The sequence below is a fragment of the Agarivorans albus genome, from assembly GCF_019670105.1.
Lineage (GTDB): Bacteria > Pseudomonadota > Gammaproteobacteria > Enterobacterales > Celerinatantimonadaceae > Agarivorans > Agarivorans albus.
In genome coordinates this window covers 2,895,441-2,914,830 of record NZ_AP023032.1, presented here as the reverse complement: position 1 = coordinate 2,914,830, position 19,390 = coordinate 2,895,441, and the positions used below count along the sequence as shown (strand labels likewise).

The following is a 19,390-nucleotide window of genomic DNA, read 5'->3' as shown; positions in this document are numbered from 1 at the left end:
ATTAACTAAGGTGAACAACTTAATGCCCAGTTAATTTGGGTTGTGTAGTTTCTGGAAGCGAGGGGTAACTTAGGCTTTAAAGCCTTTACCCATGCGTTGTGAACTGTGCTTTTTACCTAGTTTGTCATAGGTAGACGCATTTTGGTTTTGCAGTTGGTCAATTACGGCGCTTAGCTGTTTGACTTTTTCGTTGCTGGCTTTAATTATTTCGCCATTTAGCTGATTGCGTTCTTGGCATTGGGCCAGCAAACTTTTGATGGTATCTACTTGTTGAACAAATTGAGGATCTGAATTCAGCTGTTCTTTATTAGAAGACGCTGCTATCTCTTCATCGGCACTCGCTATTAGCGCCAATGCTTGTTCTTTTTGCTCAGCAACAGCATAAAGAGCAATAGTATCGTCTTGTTCAAGAGCAACTTTTTCTTGCTCCAAAAGAGAAAGCAGCAAGGTGAGTTGCTGCTCTTGAGTATTCAGTAGTGGGGCGATCATAGGCTAATTATCCAAGCGCTTTATTAAACTCACTTTCAAAGTCACCCATTTTCTGTGCAACTTTATTGGCATCTACTTGATAAGTACCATCGGCCACCGCTTGCTTGATTGATTCGAGCTTCGAGCTTCTGCTATCTGAATCACTGAGCAAATTCTGCTGAATACGGTTTAGTTGTTGTGCTTCGTTTGTAAGCATAACTGAATCCTGGGCTGCAGCAGAACCAGCGGTTGAACGTTGTTCAGCGCTTTCTTTTGTGCCTTTGTCAGCAACTCGATTTGAGTCTAGTTGACTAGGACGGTTTCCACCTAAGTTGTTAATATTTAAAGCCATAATGGCGCCCCACAGTTAATCAATTTTTCGTATTCAATAAAGCTATCGGCTTGCTTTGGTAAAACTTTAGAAAAAAATTAAAGTTTTACCTCAACTATTCCAATCGCTTTTACTCGGCCGGTGACCAGACGCTGAGACTGATTATTTCTAACCCGAATGGTATCACCGATAGTGCCACTAGACAAAGCGGTACCTTGGGTTGTTACATTCAGCCCACCAGCATTGGCGGAGATGGTAACAGCATCACCTTTGCAAATTATGCAAATATCGCGCCCAGTTATAATTTGGTCTTTACGCATTGCTCGTCTAAGTTTAGCACCAACTAAGAGCTCTAGCTCTGTGAAGTAACTGCCGCGTAAGCGATTCTCGGGTAAAAAATTAGTGGTAAGTTGTGCGTTAGTTAAGGCAGCCCCTTCCTGGATGGGGGAGGCTGCTACCACCACGGCAAGCAATACTTGTTTGCGTACTGGGATATAGAGGCGCCAGTTTGCGTGTTCATCACACGTAACTAATACGCTGGTGTTTCTCCGAACTTCACCATTAGCTAGACTGTAACGATAAGGCGTTGAACAGTCGGGGATCGCGATTCGCTCATCTAATTGATTAGCGGTTAGCTCAATTTTTTGACCATTGTCGTGAGTTATCTGCGAATAAACAAAATCTACTGCTGCTTTTTCAAGCTGCGAGTGCAGCTCACTAGTGTGAGCAGTAAGACTAAAACAAAATAATACGAGTGAAGCAGCAATTTTTATCAACATTTCCGATATGATACCGATAAAGCAAAGTAACAATTGGCTTTTTTGTCTATGCTTAACAAGTCGATGTTAAGCCTCTTGGTGTCAAAAAAACGACAATTAAGTTAGATTAAGCGATAGTATACAGGGGTTAAGCAAGGTTGATGCCCCTTTCTAAGGAGTGATAAGTATATGGCGGGTATTTTAGATTCGGTAAACCAGCGTACGCAGCTAGTAGGACAGAATCGCTTAGAGTTGTTGTTATTCAGGTTAAATGGGTCTCAGCGCTATGGCATTAATGTATTTAAAGTAAAAGAAGTCTTACAGTGTCCGCCACTTACCGCGCTGCCTAAACTAAATCCTGTTATCCGAGGTGTGGCACATATTCGTGGCCAAACTATTTCGGTCATTGATTTAAGTTCAGCCACTGGCGGGCGTCCAATAGAAGATGTGACCAAGTGTTTCATCATCATTTCAGAGTACAACCGTTCTGTGCAGGGCTTTTTAGTAGGCTCGGTCGAGCGTATTGTAAATATGAATTGGGAAGACATTTTGCCGCCGCCCAAAGGGGCAGGTAAGTTCAACTACCTGACAGCGGTAACAGAGGTTGAAAAAGAGTTAGTTTCTATTTTAGACGTTGAAAAGATTCTCGATGAAATTTCTCCGGTTGATACCACAGTAAGTAAAGAGATTGTTGAAGAAGCAGCCGCAAACGTTCAAATAGACAAAAAAGTATTGGTGGTTGACGATTCTTCGGTGGCGCGAAATCAAGTTAAGCGCGCGGTAACCTCCTTAGGGGTAGAAGCCTTACTTTGCCAAGATGGACGAGAAGCCCTCGAGCTGTTAACCACTATGGCTAAAGATGGTCCAATTACCGATCAAATTGCGCTGGTGATTTCAGATATTGAAATGCCAGAAATGGATGGTTACACATTAACGGCGGAAGTACGTTCTCATCCAGATTTAAAAGGTCTGCACATAATTTTACACACTTCCTTAAGTGGTGTATTCAACCAAGCTATGGTAAATAAAGTTGGCGCTAACGCCTTTATTGCTAAATTTAATCCAGATGAATTAGCTGCAGCTGTTCGTCAATCTTTATAGAGTGTGGATGCATTGAGAACCATAACAGATGATGTGTATAAACAGTTTTGTGGCTTTCTAGAGAAGCAGTGCGGAATTGTATTAGGTGACAACAAGCAATACTTGGTAAAGAGCCGTTTATCGCCATTAATGGCTCAGTACTCTGTAGCAAGCCTTACCGAACTAGTTCAAAAAGCCATGAGCCTACGTGAGCGCGATTTACGTGCGGCCGTGGTGGATGCTATGACCACTAATGAGACTCTGTGGTTTAGGGATACTTATCCATTTCAATTGCTCGGTGACAAACTCTTGCCGGAGTTCACAAAGTTATCTCGGCCAGTGAAGATTTGGTCAGCGGCAAGCTCCTCTGGCCAAGAGCCATACTCTATTATGATGACTTCACTGGAGTATCAGGCTAAACGCCCTGGAACCTTACCCATGGGGGTGCAGGTGGTGGGGACTGACATATCACCGTCAATGCTGGAGCATTGTAAGCGTGGTGAGTATGACACTTTAGCCTTGGCGCGCGGTTTATCGCCAGAGCGTAAACGTCAGTTTTTTGAAGCGACTACCGACGGCAGATTTCGAGTTAATGATAAAGTGCGTAAAAATGTTAGTTTTAGGCCGCTTAATCTCTTAGATAGTTACGCGTTAATGGGTAAATTCGATATCATTTTTTGTCGTAATGTTTTGATTTATTTTAACGCTGATGTGAAATCGAAGATCCTTAATCAGTTTGCTCAAGCATTAAACCCTAATGGATATTTAATGTTGGGTGCCTCTGAGTCTATTACCGGCCTGACCGATCGTTTTAATATGTTGCGTTGCCATCCCGGCATTGTTTATCAACTAAAATAAGCTAAACCCGAAGCGGCAGTAAATGGCAATAGTTGCCGCTTTACTTGCCGCTAGCATCACCCTGCCACTGTTATCTAGCATATCAATACAACTAAGTTCCTTAGTTAGCTGAACAAAAAGCGTCAAAAAAACTCTGGCACAGCTCTTGCTAAATATTCTTCGTGGAAGTGTAACGAGGTGTATATGGCAATAACATTTGATAAAGCATTAGGCGTTCATCAGCATACTGTAGGTGTAAGAGCCCGCCGTTCTGAAGTGATTGCAAGTAACATTGCTAATGCTGATACACCTAACTATAAAGCACGAGATATAGATTTTAATAAAGCATTTGCTGCCGCTAAAAGTAAGCAGAGTGGTGGAATGCACATTACTAATGAGCGCCACATCAGCGGCGGTAACAGCCAGTTTGCCGAACTAGGCTTTCAAGTGCCGGATCAACCAGACACCGGTGACGGTAATACCGTTGATGTACAAAAAGAGAAAGCCGCATTTATGCAGAATGGCTTGGAATATCAAGCAGGTATTAACTTTCTTTCAAGCAAATTTAGTGGCTTACGAAATGCAATTAAGGGAGGTCAATAATGAGCTTTTTTAATGTTTTTGATATTTCAGCTTCGGCCATGAAAGCGCAGTCGGTACGTTTAAATACCACTGCCAGTAACCTAGCCAATGCCGACAGTATTAGTTCAAGTATCGATCAAACGTATCGAGCAAGAAAACCAGTGTTTGAGGCTGAGTTAAATAAAGCATCTCAAGCACAAGTTGAATCTGCACAAGTTAAAGTAGCGGGCATAGTTGAATCAGATGCTCCGTTACGTAAAGAGTATTACCCAGAACACCCCATGGCTAATGAAGAAGGGTATATCTTCAAGCCAAACGTCAACGTTATTGAAGAAATGGCCGACATGATGAGTGCTTCTCGCTCCTATCAGGCCAATGTTCAAGTAACTGAAGCCGCTAAGCAAATGCTAAATAGCACGCTCAATCTGGGTAAAAGTTAAGGAGTAGCCAGTGTCTACTATTGATCCGTTACAAAATAATTATTGGCAACCAGAGTCGGTTGTTCCAGAGAGCAATAATAATCAGTCATTGGGGCAAGAAGACTTCTTCTCACTGCTTACTACTCAGTTGCAGTATCAAGACCCCAGTAAACCCGTGGATAACGCCGAGATGATTGCGCAAATGGCGAGCTTTCAGACTTCCGAGGGGATTGCTGAGCTTGGTACTAAGTTTGACACCATGAACTCGATCATGAATTCATCGGCTGCCTTGCAGGCGTCAACTTTAGTGGGCCAGAAAGTGTTAGTCCCGTTAGATTACGGACATAACGGTGGTACTGGTTTTGATGGTGTAGCGGTAACTGGTGCGGCAACAACCAATGTAAAAGTTTCGGTCGAGAACGCGGCGGGTGAAGTCGTCAAAGTTATCGATTTAGGTGAGGGAAGTGGCAACATGCCATTCTCTTGGGACGGCACCGATTCCAATGGGAATCCAATGCCAGAAGGTAAGTACAACATTAAAGTTAATGGTGTTCAAGGCGGTAAAGAGATCAGTTTACCCACCGCAACATATGCAAGCGTAGGTAGCGTGAGCTTAGCAGGTGGCACATCTGGCGTAGTCGTCAATTTAGAAGGCTTAGGCGGCATTGCAATGAGCGATGTTCTTGAAGTAGCCAAGGCCTAACAAAGAATAGTAAAACGATAGGAGATTGAGAGATGTCATTTAATATCGCTCTAAGCGGCATCAATGCCTCGCAAAAGGATCTTGACGTAACGGCGAACAATATTGCTAACGTCAACACCATTGGTTTTAAAGAGTCGCGTGCTGAGTTTGCCGATGTGTATGCAACATCGATTTTCTCAAATGCTCGTACCGCAGTTGGTAATGGTGTTAAAACTGTAGATGTAGCTCAGCAATTCCACCAAGGTAGTCTTAACTTTACCCAGAATGCCTTAGATATGGCGATCAGTGGCGAAGGCTTTTTTGTTACCGCATCAGACTTAACCACTCAAACACGAGAGTTTACTCGTGCGGGTGCGTTTAAGTTAAACGCTGATAACTTTATTGTTAACTCGCAAGGTCAATACCTACAAGGTTATACCGTGAACAACAGCGGCACGCCTTCAGCGGTGAGTATGGCTGCAACCAGCGCAATTCAAATTAGTGCTGAAGTAGGTAACCCTACCATGACAAGCCAAGTTGATATGAGCTTTAACTTGCCGTCGAGCGGTACTACTCACGATATAGGCGATTTCGACCCAACCGACAGCAATACCTACACTTCTGCCACTTCGGTGACGGTGTATGATTCGCAGGGTGGCTCGCATGTCGCTGAGACCTTCTTTATTAAAGATGACACTACGGCTAACACATGGCACAAGTTGATATACATTGACGGTATGCCAGTAGATGTTGCAGGTGGTACAGCTAATACCCCTAACGCGGGTAACCCTAATCCAAATATCCCTGCATCAGCGACTTTAACTTTTGATAATACCGGTGCATTAGCATCTACAGCGCCACTTATTATTGAGACTGTAGCGCTTGGTACTGCTCCACCAAACGGCCCAGGTGGTGTATGGGATCCGGTAACGGGTTCTGTAGATCCAACGCAAACCATTACTTTTAACCTAAATGGCCCAACTCAGTACAACTCAGCCTTTGAAGTATCTAGTTTGTCGCAAGATGGTTCTACCGTTGGTAAATTGACAGGTATTGATATTGGCCCAGATGGTTTGGTTGTTGCCTCTTACAGTAATGGTCAAACAACCAATATTGCTAAAGTATCGGTTGCTAAATTTGCCAATAACCAAGGTTTAGCGCAAATCGGTGATACCTCATGGCAGCAAACCCAGTTAAGTGGTGAAGCGATTGCCGGTGAAGGTAACTCGGGGACTTTCGGTAAAATCAACTCTGCTTCTTTAGAACAAGCTAACGTTAACTTAACCGAGCAGTTGGTTAATTTGATTAGTGCTCAGCGTAACTTCCAGGCTAACTCTCGTGCCTTAGAAGTTAACTCAACGCTACAGCAAACTATTATTCAGATACGTTAATAGCCAATTAGCATTTGAGCAAAAAGGCAGCCTTGGCTGCCTTTTTATTTTATTGATTTAATTGGCTTTTCTATTCTCGCTTATCATTTTTTATCTTCTGGCATTCTAATTGCTTTGTTTCCTTTGAGTCAGCTAATTGACGTAGGAAATAGACATGGACCAACTACTTTATATATCGATGACCGGTGCAAAACAAAACATGCACTCGCTCGCGGTACGTGGTAACAACCTTGCAAATGCAAATACCACAGGCTTTAAAGCCGATTTAGAGAATGCACGCTCTATGCAGGCTTTCGGCCCGGGCATGCCATCTCGGGTATTTGCTATGACCGAGCGCCCAACTCAAAACTTTACCGATGGCCTGTTAAAAACCACTGGTAGGGATCTAGATGTGGCGATTAAAGGTGAAGGTTGGATTTCGGTCCAAGACAAGGATGGTAATGAAGCGTTGTCTCGAAATGGTAACTTTACCATTTCAGCCGCTGGTGTTTTACAAACCATGCAAGGGCAGCCCGTATTAGGTAATCAAGACGCGCCAATTATTATTCCCCTACCTGTTGAAAAGCTAGAAATTAACGAAGATGGCACCATTGAGATTCGGCCAGAAGGCGCACCTGCCGATGCCTTGGAAGAAGTTAACCGTATTAAGCTAAGCAATCCTTTTGCTGGCGAGTTAACTAAAGGCGATGACGGTTTATTTCGTGCCACTAATGGTCAACCTTATCAGCCCGATGCCACCGTTGAGTTGGTTAAGGGAGCGCTGGAGGGAAGTAACGTGAACCCAGTGCAAGAAATGACACATATGATCAGCATGCAACGTCAATTTGAAATGCAAATAAAAATGATGAAAACCGCTGAAGAAAACGAAAAAGCAACCAATAACTTGTTGCGATTAAGCTAGGTATAAGGAGCGTATTATGCATCCCGCATTATGGATTAGTAAAACTGGCTTAGATGCCCAACAAACCAACGTATCGGTTATTTCAAACAATTTAGCCAATGCCAGTACTGTCGGTTATAAAAAAAGTCGCGCAGTATTTGAAGACTTGCTTTACCAAACGATTAACCAACCGGGTGGCCGTTCGTCTCAGAACACGACAATGCCATCGGGCTTAATGATTGGTGCCGGTGCTAAAGTTATCGCCACTCAAAAAAACCATGACCAAGGTAATGTGCAAACTACCGATAACGCTTTTGATTTAATGATTGATGGGCGTGGTTTCTTCGAAATTTTGATGCCCGACGGTACAACAGCTTACACCCGTAATGGCCAATTTGGTCTTAACGATGAAGGCACTATTGTTACACCTGGATCTGGTTATCCCTTACAGCCAGAAATTCAAGTACCTGAAGATGCACAAAGCTTTACAGTAGGTGAAGACGGCGAGGTAAGTGTTCGCTTACCTGGACAAACCGACAGTCAAGTTATTGGCCAAATTACCATTACTGACTTTGTTAATCCTTCTGGATTAGAGCCTCGTGGCCAAAACTTGTATTTAGAAACCGGCGCTAGTGGTGCTCCTCAAAATGGTATTGCATCGGAGAATGGTTTAGGCGCTATCCGCCAAGGTTCTTTAGAAACTTCAAACGTGAATGTGACCGAGGAGCTGGTTAACTTAATTGAGGCGCAACGGGTTTACGAGATGAATTCAAAGGTAATTTCAACCGTAGACCAAATGTTGACCTTCGCAACGCAACAACTGTAATCAAAGTTTAGAGAGAGGGATTGCTCATGAATAAACTAATGGTAGTAGCAACCTGTATGGCAATGGCTGGCTGTGCCAGCGTAAATACCGCCGTAGTGCCCGATGATCCTGAGTTTGCGCCGGTATATCCAGAAGACGTGGCCGTAGAAGCAAGAATTACTGGTTCACTATTCACCGAAAATGGCGCCAATAATCTGTATTCAGATAAAAAAGCCCATCGGATTGGTGACATTATTGTGGTGACCTTAGCTGAGCGTACTCAGGCCAGCAAATCAGCCAGTAACGAGTTAGCTAAAGACAAGAACTTAAATCTAAACCAAATCACAGTACCTGGTGGTGTAGCTACAATTAATGGTAATCCAATAGAACTTGGTTTGAGCCAAAGTAGCGATTTTACAGGTGAAGCCGATGCTGCTCAAAGTAACAGCTTAAATGGCAATATTTCGGTTAATGTTGTTCAAGTATTGGCCAACGGCAATCTAATCATTAGCGGCGAAAAATGGCTAATGTTGAATAACGGTAATGAGTATATTCGCTTAACGGGCATTATACGCCCTGAAGACGTAGCACCAGATAACTCTATTACATCGTTACGCATTGCCAATGCACGCATTCAATATGGTGGTACCGGCGATTTTGCTAATACCACTAATCAGGGATGGTTATCTAAATTCTTTAATGGTCCTGTTTGGCCATTCTAAGCCCTGAGTTTTAGGAGTAATCTTATGTTTAAACGAAGCATTGTAATTTTGAGCTTGGGTTTATGCTTAGTTGCAAATTCGGTAAATGCCGCACGTGTTAAAGACGTAGCAAACATTGCCGGTGTGCGTTCTAACCAATTAACCGGTTATGGCTTAGTGGTAGGCCTGCCTGGCACAGGTGAAAAAAATAGTGATTTTGCCAAGCAGTCTTTTGCAACAATGTTACGTAACTTTGGGATTACGGTTCCTCCAGGAACTAACCTAAAAATTAAGAACGTTGCGCCTGTAGCTGTACATGCCGAATTACCCGCTTTTGTTAAGCCCGGCCAAACTATCGATATTACCGTGTCTGCCATTGGTGAAGCGAAAAGTTTACGTGGCGGAAGTTTAATTCAAACCTTTCTAAAAGGTGCCGACGGTGAAGTATATGCCTTGGCTCAGGGGAGTTTAATTGTAGGTGGTTTCGGCGCAGAGGGAGCTGATGGCTCTAAGGTGATTTCTAATACACCTACTGTTGGCCGCATTCCAAACGGCGCAATTGTAGAGCGCTCGGTTCCTTCGCCGTTTATGAGCGGCGATACGATCACCTTTAACCTTAAGCGTTCCGACTTCACTACTGCAAAACGTTTAGCTGATACCATTAATGGCTTAGTAGGCCCCAATACTGCTACGCCAATGGACGCAGCTTCTGTACAAGTATTCGCTCCACGTGACCCCGGACAGCGCGTTGCCTACTTATCTACTTTAGAAAACTTGACCTTTGAACCTGCCTCAGAGTCAGCCAAAATTATTGTTAACTCGCGCACTGGTACCATTGTAATAGGTAAAGACGTTCGCTTGTTACCTGCTGCGATTACTCACGGTGGTTTAACCGTTAAAATTGCAGAAACCCCGTTAATTTCTCAGCCTAATGCATTCTCCAATGGAGAGACGGTAGAAACTACCGTGAGCACAATTGAAGCAACGGAAGAAGACTCAAGAATGTTCAACTTTGATCCCGGCGCATCGCTTGACGACTTAGTGCGTGCTGTTAATCGTGTAGGGGTTGCTCCTGGTGACTTGGTCTCTATTTTAGAAGCGCTAAAACAAGCTGGTGCTATTCAAGGCGAGTTGTTGGTGATTTAACATGGCAATGGACGCAGTCAAACAATCAGCAAACTACCACGACTTAGCCAGTTTAGATGAGCTAAGAAGTGCTGCTCAAAAAGATCCGAACAAGGCACTAAAGCAAGTTGCCAGTCAGTTTGAGTCATTGTTTATGCAGATGTTGATGAAACAGATGCGTAAGAGTAATGAATTGTTTGAAAGTGATACGCCATTAAATAATCGCCACACGCAAACTTACCGAGACATGCATGATAACCAAATGGCGTTGGAATTATCTTCTTCTGGCGCTTTAGGACTTGCCGATTTAATAGTGGCCCAGCTCGACCCCGCTGCAGCCAATGTTACGCCAGCATCTGTATTGCGTGGTGGCCAAAATATTGATCTTCAACAGCGTTCTTTAAATGCCTCAGATACAACTGGCAAGAATATTGCTCAATCGACTAGTGTAACGGCCGCAAGTAGCAAAACTTTAGAAAAAGATAATGCCAGCGCAGCCGTTAGTGGAAAAGCTGAGGAAGCAGCGGCAATAAGTCGGCAAAGTTTTGCCTCTCCTGGAGAGTTTATTCAAGCAATCTTGCCCGTAGCCAAAAAGTTGGCCGCTGACAAAGGCATTGAACCGATGGCAATTGTTGCACAGGCTGCGCTTGAGTCGGGTTGGGGTAAAAAGGTTATCGCAAATAGTGACGGTTCAAGTAGCCACAACCTATTTGGGATAAAAGCAGATAATCGCTGGCAGGGAGATAAGGCAGTAGTGAACACTTTAGAGTATAGAAATGGTCAAGCCAATCAAGAGCGAGCTGCCTTTCGCTCATATGACTCATTTGAAGACAGTGTTAAAGACTACTTATCGTTTGTAGAAGGGCCGCGTTACCAACAAGCTTTAGCCAACGGAATGGACGCAAAACAGTACGCTAAAGAATTACAAGCTGCTGGTTATGCTACCGATCCTCAATATGCCAATAAGATTGGCCAGATTTTAGACGGCAAACATTTTGCGGAATTTAGTCAACAAGCGGTTGAAGGGGAGTAATTAAGCTATGGCAATGAACGACCTACTTACTATTGGTTCTTCTGGGGTTGCCGCGCATCAACGTTTATTGATGACCACAGGTAACAACATTGCCAATGTTAATACGCCTGGTTACAGCTTACAGCGCACCTTTTACACCGCCGATACCTTAGGCGGCGTTCGCGAAGGTTATACTGAGCGAGTGTTAAACGGATTTGCGCAAGCACAAATGTTTCGTGATACCTCTACCTACGCTAACCGTAATGCCTACCTTGAGTCGGTCAGCCATATTGATGCGATCCTCAGTGATGACTCACTATCCTTAAGTAGCAAGTTTGACGATACTTTTACTCAGCTGCACGCAACAACTGATAATCCCACTGCACTTTCGACTCGAGAGCTAGCATTGTCTCAATTCCATGCTTTGACTGACCGCTACCGCACCCTAAACGAGCAGTACCAAGTCCAAGAGAAAAATATCAGCCAAGATATTGTTGAAAAGGCTGATGAAGCCAATGCACTGATTACCAACATAGCTGAGATTAACAAAGAAATTGTGGCGGCTGGCGGAAGCCCACTGGATGGCAATAATGCAATCTTGTCTGATAAACGAGATCAAGCGATTAAAGAATTAGCTGAATTGATAGATATCAATACCATTGTTCAAGATGATGGTTCAACTCTGGTATTTATGCGCTCAGGCCAAGCCTTAGTATTGCAAGATGACCATACTCAGCTTTCTATTGTTGATGGCGATCCAGATAGCACTCAGAAAGAGATGACGTTGAGCCTGGCAGGCTCTACACGTATCATTGGTCGAGAGGATATTGGCGGTACCATTGGTGGTTTGATGGAATACCGTAAAACCACTTTAGATACTAGTCGTAACCAGTTAGGTCAGTTATCGATAGCAATGACAGATGCGTTTAATACTCAAAATAGACTGGGTATGGACTTAAATGGCGATATTGGTGGAGACATTTTCACTTTGCCAACTTTTAATGGTAAGGAGTTTTCTACCAATACTACAGCTGGCACCATAAGCGGAAGTTTTATTGCTGGCAGTGGTAGCGAAGTTACTCCTTATGATTACCGAGTTACCTTTACTTCAGCGACAACCTTTGAAGTTCAGCGCTATGATGGTGACCAACCCATTGAGGCGGCGATTGCTGGGACTATCCCACCAACCAACTTTCAACTTGATGGCATGGATTGGGATTTTTCTTCAGGCCCCTTTGCCGCAGGTGATCGACACCTTATTCAACCGGTGCGAGATGCTGCTGCTTCAATGACAGTGAGTATGAGCCAACCAGAGAAACTTGCTTTGGCCTCGCCAATACGTGTTGAGCGGGAGCTTAATAACCGTGGAAATGCAACGGTTTCTATTGATTCTATTTATGACACAGACCCTACAACGTCAGATTTTACCTCACCTGGTGGATATGACGTAAATGGCCCCGCCGAAGTGCGCATCAATGCCGTGGGCGATTACGAAATTTATGACGGTTTGGGCGTATTAATGGCCACCGCTCCTGCTGCCAGTGCTGGCCAACAGCTGTTTTCAAACGCAGTGCCTGCATTAACGCCAGGCTACGAAATAAACATAGATGGTGACGTACAAGAAGGTGATGTATTCACCATGGGTTACAATACCGATGGTTTTAATGATAACTACAATGCGTTGCGTCTCGTTGATTTGCAGCAGCAAGACTTGGTACGTAAAAGTTTAGCCACCAGTGGCGACAACAAAATGACGATGAACGATGCTTATGCCAGCGTGGTAAGTTTTGTTGGTGGCAAGACTAGTGAGGCGAGGGTGGCGGCATCGGCAGCTAACTCCTTACTAGAACAAAGTACCCAACGGCACAATTCAATTTCTGGCGTCAATTTGGATGAAGAAGCATCTAATTTGATTCGATTCCAACAGGCTTATGCAGCTTCAGCGCAAGTAATTAGTGCCGCGCAAGAAACCTTTCAAACTCTATTAAGCTCAGTGAGGTAATAAATTATGCGAGTTTCCAGTATTAACTTGTATCAAAACTCACTAAACGGTGTGCTCAACTCTCAGCAACAAGTTGAGAAGATGAACCAACATCTTATCACTAATAAGAAGTTGCTAACCGCTGCTGACGGTCCTTCAGACATGAGTAAAACCATGTTTTTGACCACGGAAATAACCTTAACAGAGCAGCATTTAAAGAATGGCACCTTGTTGGAAAACGCGCTTAACTTCGAAGAGTCAACCTTGGACGGGATGATCAATGCGATGCAGCGAGCAAGAGTATTGGGGGTTCAATCTGGTGATGGTATTAATGGCGACACTGAACGAGCTTCGCTCGCACAGGAGTTACGTCAGATTCAAAACCAAATGCTGGATTTTATGAACAGTCAAAACGCTGATGGTAGTTACGTATTTTCGGGCTTTCAAACTCAGAAAAAGCCTTATGTGTTTGATGGCACAAATTATAACTACCAAGGCGATGCGGGCGTAAATGAATTAAAAGTATCTTCTTCAGTATATATTCAAAGTAATGATACCGGGCAAGAAGTATTTGATAATGTATTTAAACGGTTTGTGACAAACGATTTAACTGCGAATATATCAACAACAATAAATGATCAAAAGGCTTATGATAGTTTCCATAAGCTAAATTATGACCCGATAACGCCAGCTAATAATACTTATCAAGTTCAAACAACGGCGGGTGCACCCGATACTTATGAAGTATTAGATAATACTGGTACCTCTTTAGTTCCTCCTGTTACGGGGAATTACACTCCTGGTGAAGCAATTAACTTTAATGGGATTGATATTACAGTTACTGGTGCTGCGCCATCAAACGAACAGTTTGAGTTAGCCCCTCCAGAAAAAGATAATGTACTTAATATGCTGAGCGATTTTATTATCGCGCTAGAAGATACTTCACTGCCTCAAGGAGACTACGTCGAAGCTCAAAGTGATTTCCTGGTGGGCCTTGATAACGCTTTAGAAAGCGTAAACTTAACCTTGGGCTCTATTGGTGCGAGGGGAAACTCTTTAGAATCTGTAAGGAATGCATCTTCGTCTATGGACATCATCAACCAGCAATCAAGGGCCTCCATTAGCGAAGTTGACTTTGCTGAAGCGGTAAGTAACCTGCAAAAAGCAGAGCTTGCTTTAAACACCTCCTACTCCTCTTATAGCCGCATTAGCCAATTATCTTTATTTAATTACCTATAACACTAAAGTTTATTTCATTGCTGCCGTTATAAAGGTTGCTTCAATATTGAAGCAACCTTTTTCATTTGATGCTTTTGTAGCTGAAAATAAAATTTAAATAATTGCTAAAGAATATTGAAGCGCTGCCGTTATATAGGGTAAGTCAGAAACATAAAATAACTGACAACTAATACAACCTATAAATGGTTAAGATATAGATAGGAGAAATATCATGGCTTTATACGTAAATACTAATGTGTCGTCTATTAACGCTCAACGCCAACTTACGCAGTCTGGCTGGTCATTAGACACTTCATTCCAACGTTTATCATCTGGTTTGCGTATTAATAGTGCAAAGGATGATGCCGCTGGTCTTCAAATTTCAAACCGTATGACTTCGCAAATTCAAGGTCTGGATCGTGCAGTAATGAATGCTCAAGATGGTATTTCATTAGCGCAAACAGCTGAAGGTGCGATGGACGAAATAACTAACTCTTTACAGCGCATCCGTGTATTAGCCATCCAATCACAAGATGGTATTAACAACTCAGATGACCGTATCGCATTGCAGCAAGAGGTTTCTCAACTTAAAGCTGAAATGAGCCGAATTGCTACAACCACTCAATTTGGTGGCGTGAATGTACTTGATGGTACTTTCTCGGCGAGTTTCTTGGTTGGTGCAAATGCCGGTCAAAACATCAGTGTAAATATCTCTCGTACTGGAGGGTGGGGTACATCTGGTTTAGGTTTAGGTGCATTGTCGGTATCTACAGTTGGTGGCGCAAGTGCAGCTATGACAGCTATTGACTCTGCAATTAAGCAAATTGACGGTAAGCGTGCGGAGCTTGGTGCTGTTCAAAACCGATTCCAATCAACCATTCGTAACTTGTCTAACATTTCTGAAAATGTAACTGCGGCACGCTCTCGAATTAAAGATACTGATTTTGCAAAAGAGACTGCTGAACTAACACGTAACCAGATTATTCAGCAAACCTCGACAACTATCTTGGCTCAAGCAAACCAACGTCCTCAGGCTGCACTATCTCTACTTGGATAATAAAAAAAGAAAGGACGGTGGGGGTTCAATCCACCGTCCTCAGACTGCAGTAGCGCTATTAGTACTCTTAGGAGGCTCAATTCCATACCAATAATAAGTAGCGCTTTAGTTTCGCTCTCAATCTCCTATCGTTTCGAGCGATACGGTCAAGTGATGCATACTCACTTGGCCTTTTTTTCGCAGCGGTTCAGGCTGCGAATGTAATAAAGCAATGTGCGTGCCAATAATTGGTGGCAATAATTTGGCGTTTATTTATTACTCAATCAACGTAAATATACCGTTTTTTAACAGAGTTCAGAAGTTTTTTCTGGCGCTTAAGGCCAGTGTTTACAAGGCTTGCCGTAAAAGCGGCAAAAAAATTCCGCTTTTTTCCTCTTTTTTTCTAAAGCTTTTTCCTCCATTGCCGCTAACAAATATGAAGTTATTAAAACTTTGGTCCATTTCAAAGTTGTCTTGGTTTACGGTTCATAGACCAGGGGTTCAACAACTAACAAATGGTTTTGGTCGTCCTGACATAGTTCAATCAGGATGAACAATTTCTTAGGAGGCTCAAAATATGGCATTAGTTGTCAACACCAATGTGTCGTCATTGAACGCACAACGCCAGCTATCAAGCTCAGGCAACGCACTAGATACTGCGTATCAACGCTTAAGTTCTGGTTTCAGAATTAACAGCGCAAAAGATGATGCTGCAGGTCTACAAATCTCAAACCGTATGACATCGCAAATTCAGGGTCTAGACCGTGCTGTGATGAATGCTCAAGATGGTATCTCAGTGGCACAAACTGCTGAAGGTGCAATGGACGAGTTAACTAACATGATGCAGCGTATGCGTGTGTTAGCGGTTCAATCTCAAGATGGTATTAACAACTCTAGTGACCGCGCTGCACTACAAGCTGAGGTTTCACAACTTAAGCTTGAAATGAGCCGTGTTGCTACCACAACTCAGTTTGGTGGAGTTAACCTTCTTGACGGCGGTTATTCAGCTGCGTTCCTAGTAGGTGCAAACGCTGGCCAAAATATTAGCGTTAATATCTCTCGTTCAGGTGGTTGGGGCGCATCAGGCCTAGGCTTGGCTTCACTATCAGTATCTACTGTTGGTGGTGCTAGTGCTGCTATGGCTGCTTTAGATTCGGCCATTAAACTGGTTGACTCTGAACGAGCTTCATTAGGTGCGGTTCAAAACCGTTTCCAATCTACGATTCGTAACTTGTCTAACATTTCAGAGAATATCTCTGGTGCTCGCTCTCGAATTAAAGATACTGACTTTGCTAAAGAAACTGCTGACTTAACTAAAGCTCAGATTCTTCAACAGACTAGTACTTCGATTCTTGCTCAAGCAAACCAACGCCCACAGGCTGCGTTAGCTCTAGTTTAATCGTTAATAATAGTGAAGAAATACGCAGCCACACTTATACTGTATAGGTGTGGCTTGCTTTGTTTAAGGAGTCTGGAATATGGATAGTAATGTTAGTTCAATATCCACCTCAACGGTTACAACTAACCTTCAGAAGAGTCAGGAGCAAAACTTAAGTGCTGCTGACAAGATGGAAGTGGCACAGTTATCGCTTCAAAAAGAGCAAGAAAAGGCCAAAGCTCAACAACAAGCTGAGAAAGAGAAGCGTCAAGACGAAGACAAATCTCAAGTTGAAGATGTTGTAGCCTCGCTTAACCAGTTGCTTGAAGTGCAAGATAGAGATGTAAAGTTTGTTGTAGACGAAAGAGATGGTCAATTTTTTACTTCAGTACTCAATAGAAGTACTGATGAGTTAATTCGCGAAATTCCTACAGAGGAGTATCGCCAATTGGAAGAACGATTAAGAAAATTTCAAGATGCGATTGGTCAAACTACAGGCTTGTTTGTTGATCAGTTGGTCTAAATTATTTGTAGGTAAAGACTCATGACTGGAATAACAGCAGCAGGTATTGGTAGTGGTTTAGATTTAGAAGCATTAATTGAAGTGTCAATTAATGCTGAGCGTGCTGGTAAAGATGCTCGCTTTGAAAAGACTAAAACTACACTAGAGGTCACTTTGTCTGCTGTGGGTAGTATTAAGTCTACTCTTAGTGAATTCCGTAAGATTCTTGAAAAAGCCCAAAACCAGGATACCTTTTTTCCTCGCACAGCCACCACTAATGAAAGTGAAGGTAATGAGTCTTTTTCTGTTGACCTAGCCACTAGCGCCACAAATGGTAATTACGCCATTGAGGTTCAAGAGCTTGCTAAAGGTTCATCTTTAACATCAATTGATGCCACTGCTAATGGTGGAACACCACTATATACCTCTGAAGATGATGTTGTAGCAACTACCGACGGACAATTAACTTTTTCCACTGCTAGTGGAGAGTCGATGGTTCTTGACGTTGCTGCGGGCACAACACTTAAACAGTTACGTGAACAAATTAATGATCACGAAGATAACTTTGGTGTCTCTGCAAACCTAATTGATACCGGTTCGGAAATCCGCTTGTCGATGACCTCAGATGAAACTGGTGATGGAAATACTCTACTGGTTACAAATACTGGAGCGAATGCCGAGTTAGATAATTTTACCAATGCTGGTGGCAAGATGGACGTTACTGATGCGTCTTCGGCTAGGATCACTATCGATGGTATTGAAGCGACTAGTTCGACGAATACCTTTGAAAATGTTATTTCTGGTGTTTCTATAAACGTCAATAAAGTGACATCATCCGCCGTCGCTCTTGATATTCAACCCAGCGAAGAAGAATCAGTTGCAAATGTTAGAGCATTTATCGACGCCTACAATAATGTAATCAAAGAAATTGATAAGCATACTAAAGCAACCGGTGTTTCTGAGGGCGATGATAACAGTAACCGCAAAGAATTGAGCGGTGACCCGATGTTTAGGACCTTACGCTACAGCCTAGGTGGCCTTTCTACTAATGGTTACGATGACGCTGCTCCAGGAATGCGAACTCTTTATGGTATTGGTATAGAAATGGATGAAGATGGCCTGTTAACGCTTGATGAAACAGAGTTTAAGAAAGCTATTAACTCTAATCTAGATGGTGTTGGCGAGCTTTTTGCAATGGATGGTGGTGTGGCTGACAGCTTTTTGTCTACGGTGAAAAGCTATGAGCAGTCTGGTGGTGTATTAGCTACCCGTGAAGATTCAGTTAAAAGTCAAAAGAAAGACTTAGAGCGTCAAATGTTGGATTTTGAAGAGAGGATGGCTTCTTATGAGTCTACGTTACGTTCGAAATATACCGCTTTTGATGTGACAATGGGTAGTCTTAATAGCCAAATGCAATACGTTTTAGGCCAATTAGGTTAACGGAAAAAGTATGTATCAAAAAGGCATTAATCAGTATCGTCAGGTGGGTGTAAAAGACCAAGTTGCGACCGCTGATCCTCATCGAATTACTCAGATTTTGATGCAAACAGCATTAGAAAACCTTGCTGTTGCAAAAGGCTGCATTGAGCGCGCTGATTATCAAAATAAAGGCAAGCCATTAGCAAAAGCAACCTCTATCTTAACCTCGTTAAAAAACACGCTGGATTTTGAGCGTGGCGGTGACATAGCTGGAAACTTAAATGACCTCTATGAGTTCATGCTCACTAGGTTGTCTGAAGCATCTATAGCGAATGACGCTGCAATCGTTGAAGAAGTGATCGAACTTATGCTGCCAATTAAATCTGCATGGGATCAAATCCCCGAGGCTGATAAACAGCAAGCTTATCAGATGCGCGGCGAGTAGATGGCTGAAGCGTTAAACTTTACTAAGAGTTTACTTCAAGCTGAACACTTGTTAACAACCATTCAAGGTGAGCTCTTAAAAGAGGCATCTGCTGTCTCTGTGCTGGAAGCTTTGCTATCTCAGCACGAGACTCTTCTGAAAGACCTTTGCTCTGGTGCCGATTCTTTATCAAACTCTCAAACTGAAGATCTCAAAAAACATTTGCAGATAATGCAAGCTGTTGTAACGGAGTGTGAAAAAGGTAAAGATGATGTCTCGCTTAAGCTTGGTGCCATTAAGCGAAGTGAAAAAATTAAAAAGGCCTATGGTATATAGCTAGCTTATTCTTTTTTAGGGAACA

General features: G+C 43.0%; 23 protein-coding genes. 20 read left to right on the top strand and 3 right to left on the bottom strand.

The genetic code is table 11. The features are described from left to right. Window positions 1-69: 69 nt before the first annotated feature. From flgN to flgA, 3 genes are all read right to left on the bottom strand, one after another. Window positions 70-489, bottom strand: a complete 420-nt coding sequence (flgN, locus tag K5620_RS13115; RefSeq protein ID WP_016402484.1) for a flagellar export chaperone FlgN — start codon at window positions 487-489, stop codon at window positions 70-72. Between the two features lie 7 nt (window positions 490-496). Further along, window positions 497-820 (bottom strand): flagellar biosynthesis anti-sigma factor FlgM, encoded by a 324-nt coding sequence (gene flgM, locus K5620_RS13110; protein ID WP_016402483.1) that lies wholly within the window; start codon window positions 818-820, stop codon window positions 497-499. Between the two features lie 77 nt (window positions 821-897). After that, complete coding sequence (gene flgA / locus K5620_RS13105; protein ID WP_016402482.1) at window positions 898-1,578, bottom strand: flagellar basal body P-ring formation chaperone FlgA; 681 nt, start codon at window positions 1,576-1,578, stop codon at window positions 898-900. Window positions 1,579-1,746: 168 nt separating this feature from the next. Between flgA and K5620_RS13100 the strand changes: the two genes are divergently transcribed. The 20 genes from K5620_RS13100 (at window position 1,747) to K5620_RS13005 (ending at window position 19,365) form a co-directional block, all read left to right on the top strand. Next, window positions 1,747-2,658: a chemotaxis protein CheV gene (locus tag K5620_RS13100; protein WP_016402481.1), complete on the top strand. Its 912-nt coding sequence runs from the start codon at window positions 1,747-1,749 to the stop codon at window positions 2,656-2,658. Window positions 2,659-2,670: 12 nt separating this feature from the next. Beyond that, window positions 2,671-3,495, top strand: coding sequence for a CheR family methyltransferase (locus K5620_RS13095; RefSeq protein WP_016402480.1), 825 nt, complete (start codon window positions 2,671-2,673; stop codon window positions 3,493-3,495). Between the two features lie 183 nt (window positions 3,496-3,678). After that, window positions 3,679-4,077: a flagellar basal body rod protein FlgB gene (gene flgB / locus K5620_RS13090; protein WP_016402478.1), complete on the top strand. Its 399-nt coding sequence runs from the start codon at window positions 3,679-3,681 to the stop codon at window positions 4,075-4,077. Beyond that, window positions 4,077-4,496 (top strand): flagellar basal body rod protein FlgC, encoded by a 420-nt coding sequence (gene flgC, locus K5620_RS13085; protein ID WP_016402477.1) that lies wholly within the window; start codon window positions 4,077-4,079, stop codon window positions 4,494-4,496. Before flgB ends, flgC begins: the two co-directional genes overlap by 1 nt. A 10-nt stretch (window positions 4,497-4,506) precedes the next feature. Further along, window positions 4,507-5,178, top strand: a complete 672-nt coding sequence (locus K5620_RS13080) for a flagellar hook assembly protein FlgD (protein ID WP_016402476.1) — start codon at window positions 4,507-4,509, stop codon at window positions 5,176-5,178. Between the two features lie 32 nt (window positions 5,179-5,210). After that, the gene (gene flgE / locus K5620_RS13075; protein WP_016402475.1) at window positions 5,211-6,548 is read left to right on the top strand and encodes a flagellar hook protein FlgE; all 1,338 of its coding nucleotides are present in this window, start codon (window positions 5,211-5,213) and stop codon (window positions 6,546-6,548) included. A 154-nt stretch (window positions 6,549-6,702) separates the two neighbouring features. Beyond that, on the top strand, window positions 6,703-7,449 hold the full coding sequence (gene flgF, locus K5620_RS13070; RefSeq protein WP_016402474.1) for a flagellar basal-body rod protein FlgF: 747 nt from the start codon (window positions 6,703-6,705) through the stop codon (window positions 7,447-7,449). A 16-nt stretch (window positions 7,450-7,465) separates the two neighbouring features. Further along, window positions 7,466-8,254, top strand: coding sequence for a flagellar basal-body rod protein FlgG (gene flgG, locus K5620_RS13065; protein ID WP_016402473.1), 789 nt, complete (start codon window positions 7,466-7,468; stop codon window positions 8,252-8,254). Between the two features lie 26 nt (window positions 8,255-8,280). Next, a complete protein-coding gene (gene flgH / locus K5620_RS13060) occupies window positions 8,281-8,955 on the top strand; it encodes a flagellar basal body L-ring protein FlgH (protein ID WP_016402472.1) in 675 nt (224 codons plus the stop codon). Window positions 8,956-8,979: 24 nt separating this feature from the next. After that, window positions 8,980-10,080, top strand: coding sequence for a flagellar basal body P-ring protein FlgI (locus K5620_RS13055; protein ID WP_016402471.1), 1,101 nt, complete (start codon window positions 8,980-8,982; stop codon window positions 10,078-10,080). Window position 10,081: 1 nt separating this feature from the next. Further along, window positions 10,082-11,092, top strand: a complete 1,011-nt coding sequence (gene flgJ, locus K5620_RS13050) for a flagellar assembly peptidoglycan hydrolase FlgJ (RefSeq protein ID WP_016402470.1) — start codon at window positions 10,082-10,084, stop codon at window positions 11,090-11,092. 7 nt (window positions 11,093-11,099) lie between these two features. After that, window positions 11,100-13,073, top strand: coding sequence for a flagellar hook-associated protein FlgK (gene flgK, locus K5620_RS13045; protein WP_016402469.1), 1,974 nt, complete (start codon window positions 11,100-11,102; stop codon window positions 13,071-13,073). Window positions 13,074-13,079: 6 nt separating this feature from the next. Beyond that, entirely contained in the window at window positions 13,080-14,291 is a 1,212-nt protein-coding gene (gene flgL / locus K5620_RS13040) for a flagellar hook-associated protein FlgL (protein WP_016402468.1), read from the top strand. 211 nt (window positions 14,292-14,502) lie between these two features. Next, window positions 14,503-15,327, top strand: a complete 825-nt coding sequence (locus tag K5620_RS13035) for a flagellin N-terminal helical domain-containing protein (protein WP_016402467.1) — start codon at window positions 14,503-14,505, stop codon at window positions 15,325-15,327. A gap of 217 nt (window positions 15,328-15,544) precedes the next feature. After that, window positions 15,545-15,859, top strand: a complete 315-nt coding sequence (locus tag K5620_RS13030; protein WP_040307341.1) for a hypothetical protein — start codon at window positions 15,545-15,547, stop codon at window positions 15,857-15,859. Window positions 15,860-15,883: 24 nt separating this feature from the next. After that, window positions 15,884-16,705 (top strand): flagellin N-terminal helical domain-containing protein, encoded by an 822-nt coding sequence (locus K5620_RS13025; protein WP_016402466.1) that lies wholly within the window; start codon window positions 15,884-15,886, stop codon window positions 16,703-16,705. A gap of 79 nt (window positions 16,706-16,784) precedes the next feature. Next, window positions 16,785-17,207: a flagellar protein FlaG gene (locus K5620_RS13020; RefSeq protein ID WP_016402465.1), complete on the top strand. Its 423-nt coding sequence runs from the start codon at window positions 16,785-16,787 to the stop codon at window positions 17,205-17,207. Window positions 17,208-17,228: 21 nt separating this feature from the next. Further along, complete coding sequence (gene fliD, locus K5620_RS13015) at window positions 17,229-18,626, top strand: flagellar filament capping protein FliD (RefSeq protein WP_016402464.1); 1,398 nt, start codon at window positions 17,229-17,231, stop codon at window positions 18,624-18,626. 10 nt (window positions 18,627-18,636) lie between these two features. Continuing rightward, a complete protein-coding gene (fliS, locus tag K5620_RS13010) occupies window positions 18,637-19,050 on the top strand; it encodes a flagellar export chaperone FliS (protein ID WP_016402463.1) in 414 nt (137 codons plus the stop codon). Further along, window positions 19,051-19,365 (top strand): hypothetical protein, encoded by a 315-nt coding sequence (locus tag K5620_RS13005; RefSeq protein ID WP_016402462.1) that lies wholly within the window; start codon window positions 19,051-19,053, stop codon window positions 19,363-19,365. Window positions 19,366-19,390: the final 25 nt, after the last annotated feature.

Coding starts and splice junctions, on each gene's coding strand:
- fliS (WP_016402463.1), top strand. CDS start 18,637: ATGTATCAAAAAGGCATTAATCAGTATCGTCAGGTGGGTGTAAAAGAC.
- K5620_RS13025 (WP_016402466.1), top strand. CDS start 15,884: ATGGCATTAGTTGTCAACACCAATGTGTCGTCATTGAACGCACAACGC.
- fliD (WP_016402464.1), top strand. CDS start 17,229: ATGACTGGAATAACAGCAGCAGGTATTGGTAGTGGTTTAGATTTAGAA.
- flgC (WP_016402477.1), top strand. CDS start 4,077: ATGAGCTTTTTTAATGTTTTTGATATTTCAGCTTCGGCCATGAAAGCG.
- K5620_RS13020 (WP_016402465.1), top strand. CDS start 16,785: ATGGATAGTAATGTTAGTTCAATATCCACCTCAACGGTTACAACTAAC.
- flgE (WP_016402475.1), top strand. CDS start 5,211: ATGTCATTTAATATCGCTCTAAGCGGCATCAATGCCTCGCAAAAGGAT.
- flgF (WP_016402474.1), top strand. CDS start 6,703: ATGGACCAACTACTTTATATATCGATGACCGGTGCAAAACAAAACATG.
- flgK (WP_016402469.1), top strand. CDS start 11,100: ATGGCAATGAACGACCTACTTACTATTGGTTCTTCTGGGGTTGCCGCG.
- flgB (WP_016402478.1), top strand. CDS start 3,679: ATGGCAATAACATTTGATAAAGCATTAGGCGTTCATCAGCATACTGTA.
- flgH (WP_016402472.1), top strand. CDS start 8,281: ATGAATAAACTAATGGTAGTAGCAACCTGTATGGCAATGGCTGGCTGT.
- K5620_RS13055 (WP_016402471.1), top strand. CDS start 8,980: ATGTTTAAACGAAGCATTGTAATTTTGAGCTTGGGTTTATGCTTAGTT.
- flgA (WP_016402482.1), bottom strand. CDS start 1,578: ATGTTGATAAAAATTGCTGCTTCACTCGTATTATTTTGTTTTAGTCTT.
- K5620_RS13035 (WP_016402467.1), top strand. CDS start 14,503: ATGGCTTTATACGTAAATACTAATGTGTCGTCTATTAACGCTCAACGC.
- flgN (WP_016402484.1), bottom strand. CDS start 489: ATGATCGCCCCACTACTGAATACTCAAGAGCAGCAACTCACCTTGCTG.
- flgM (WP_016402483.1), bottom strand. CDS start 820: ATGGCTTTAAATATTAACAACTTAGGTGGAAACCGTCCTAGTCAACTA.
- flgJ (WP_016402470.1), top strand. CDS start 10,082: ATGGCAATGGACGCAGTCAAACAATCAGCAAACTACCACGACTTAGCC.
- K5620_RS13100 (WP_016402481.1), top strand. CDS start 1,747: ATGGCGGGTATTTTAGATTCGGTAAACCAGCGTACGCAGCTAGTAGGA.
- flgG (WP_016402473.1), top strand. CDS start 7,466: ATGCATCCCGCATTATGGATTAGTAAAACTGGCTTAGATGCCCAACAA.
- K5620_RS13005 (WP_016402462.1), top strand. CDS start 19,051: ATGGCTGAAGCGTTAAACTTTACTAAGAGTTTACTTCAAGCTGAACAC.
- flgL (WP_016402468.1), top strand. CDS start 13,080: ATGCGAGTTTCCAGTATTAACTTGTATCAAAACTCACTAAACGGTGTG.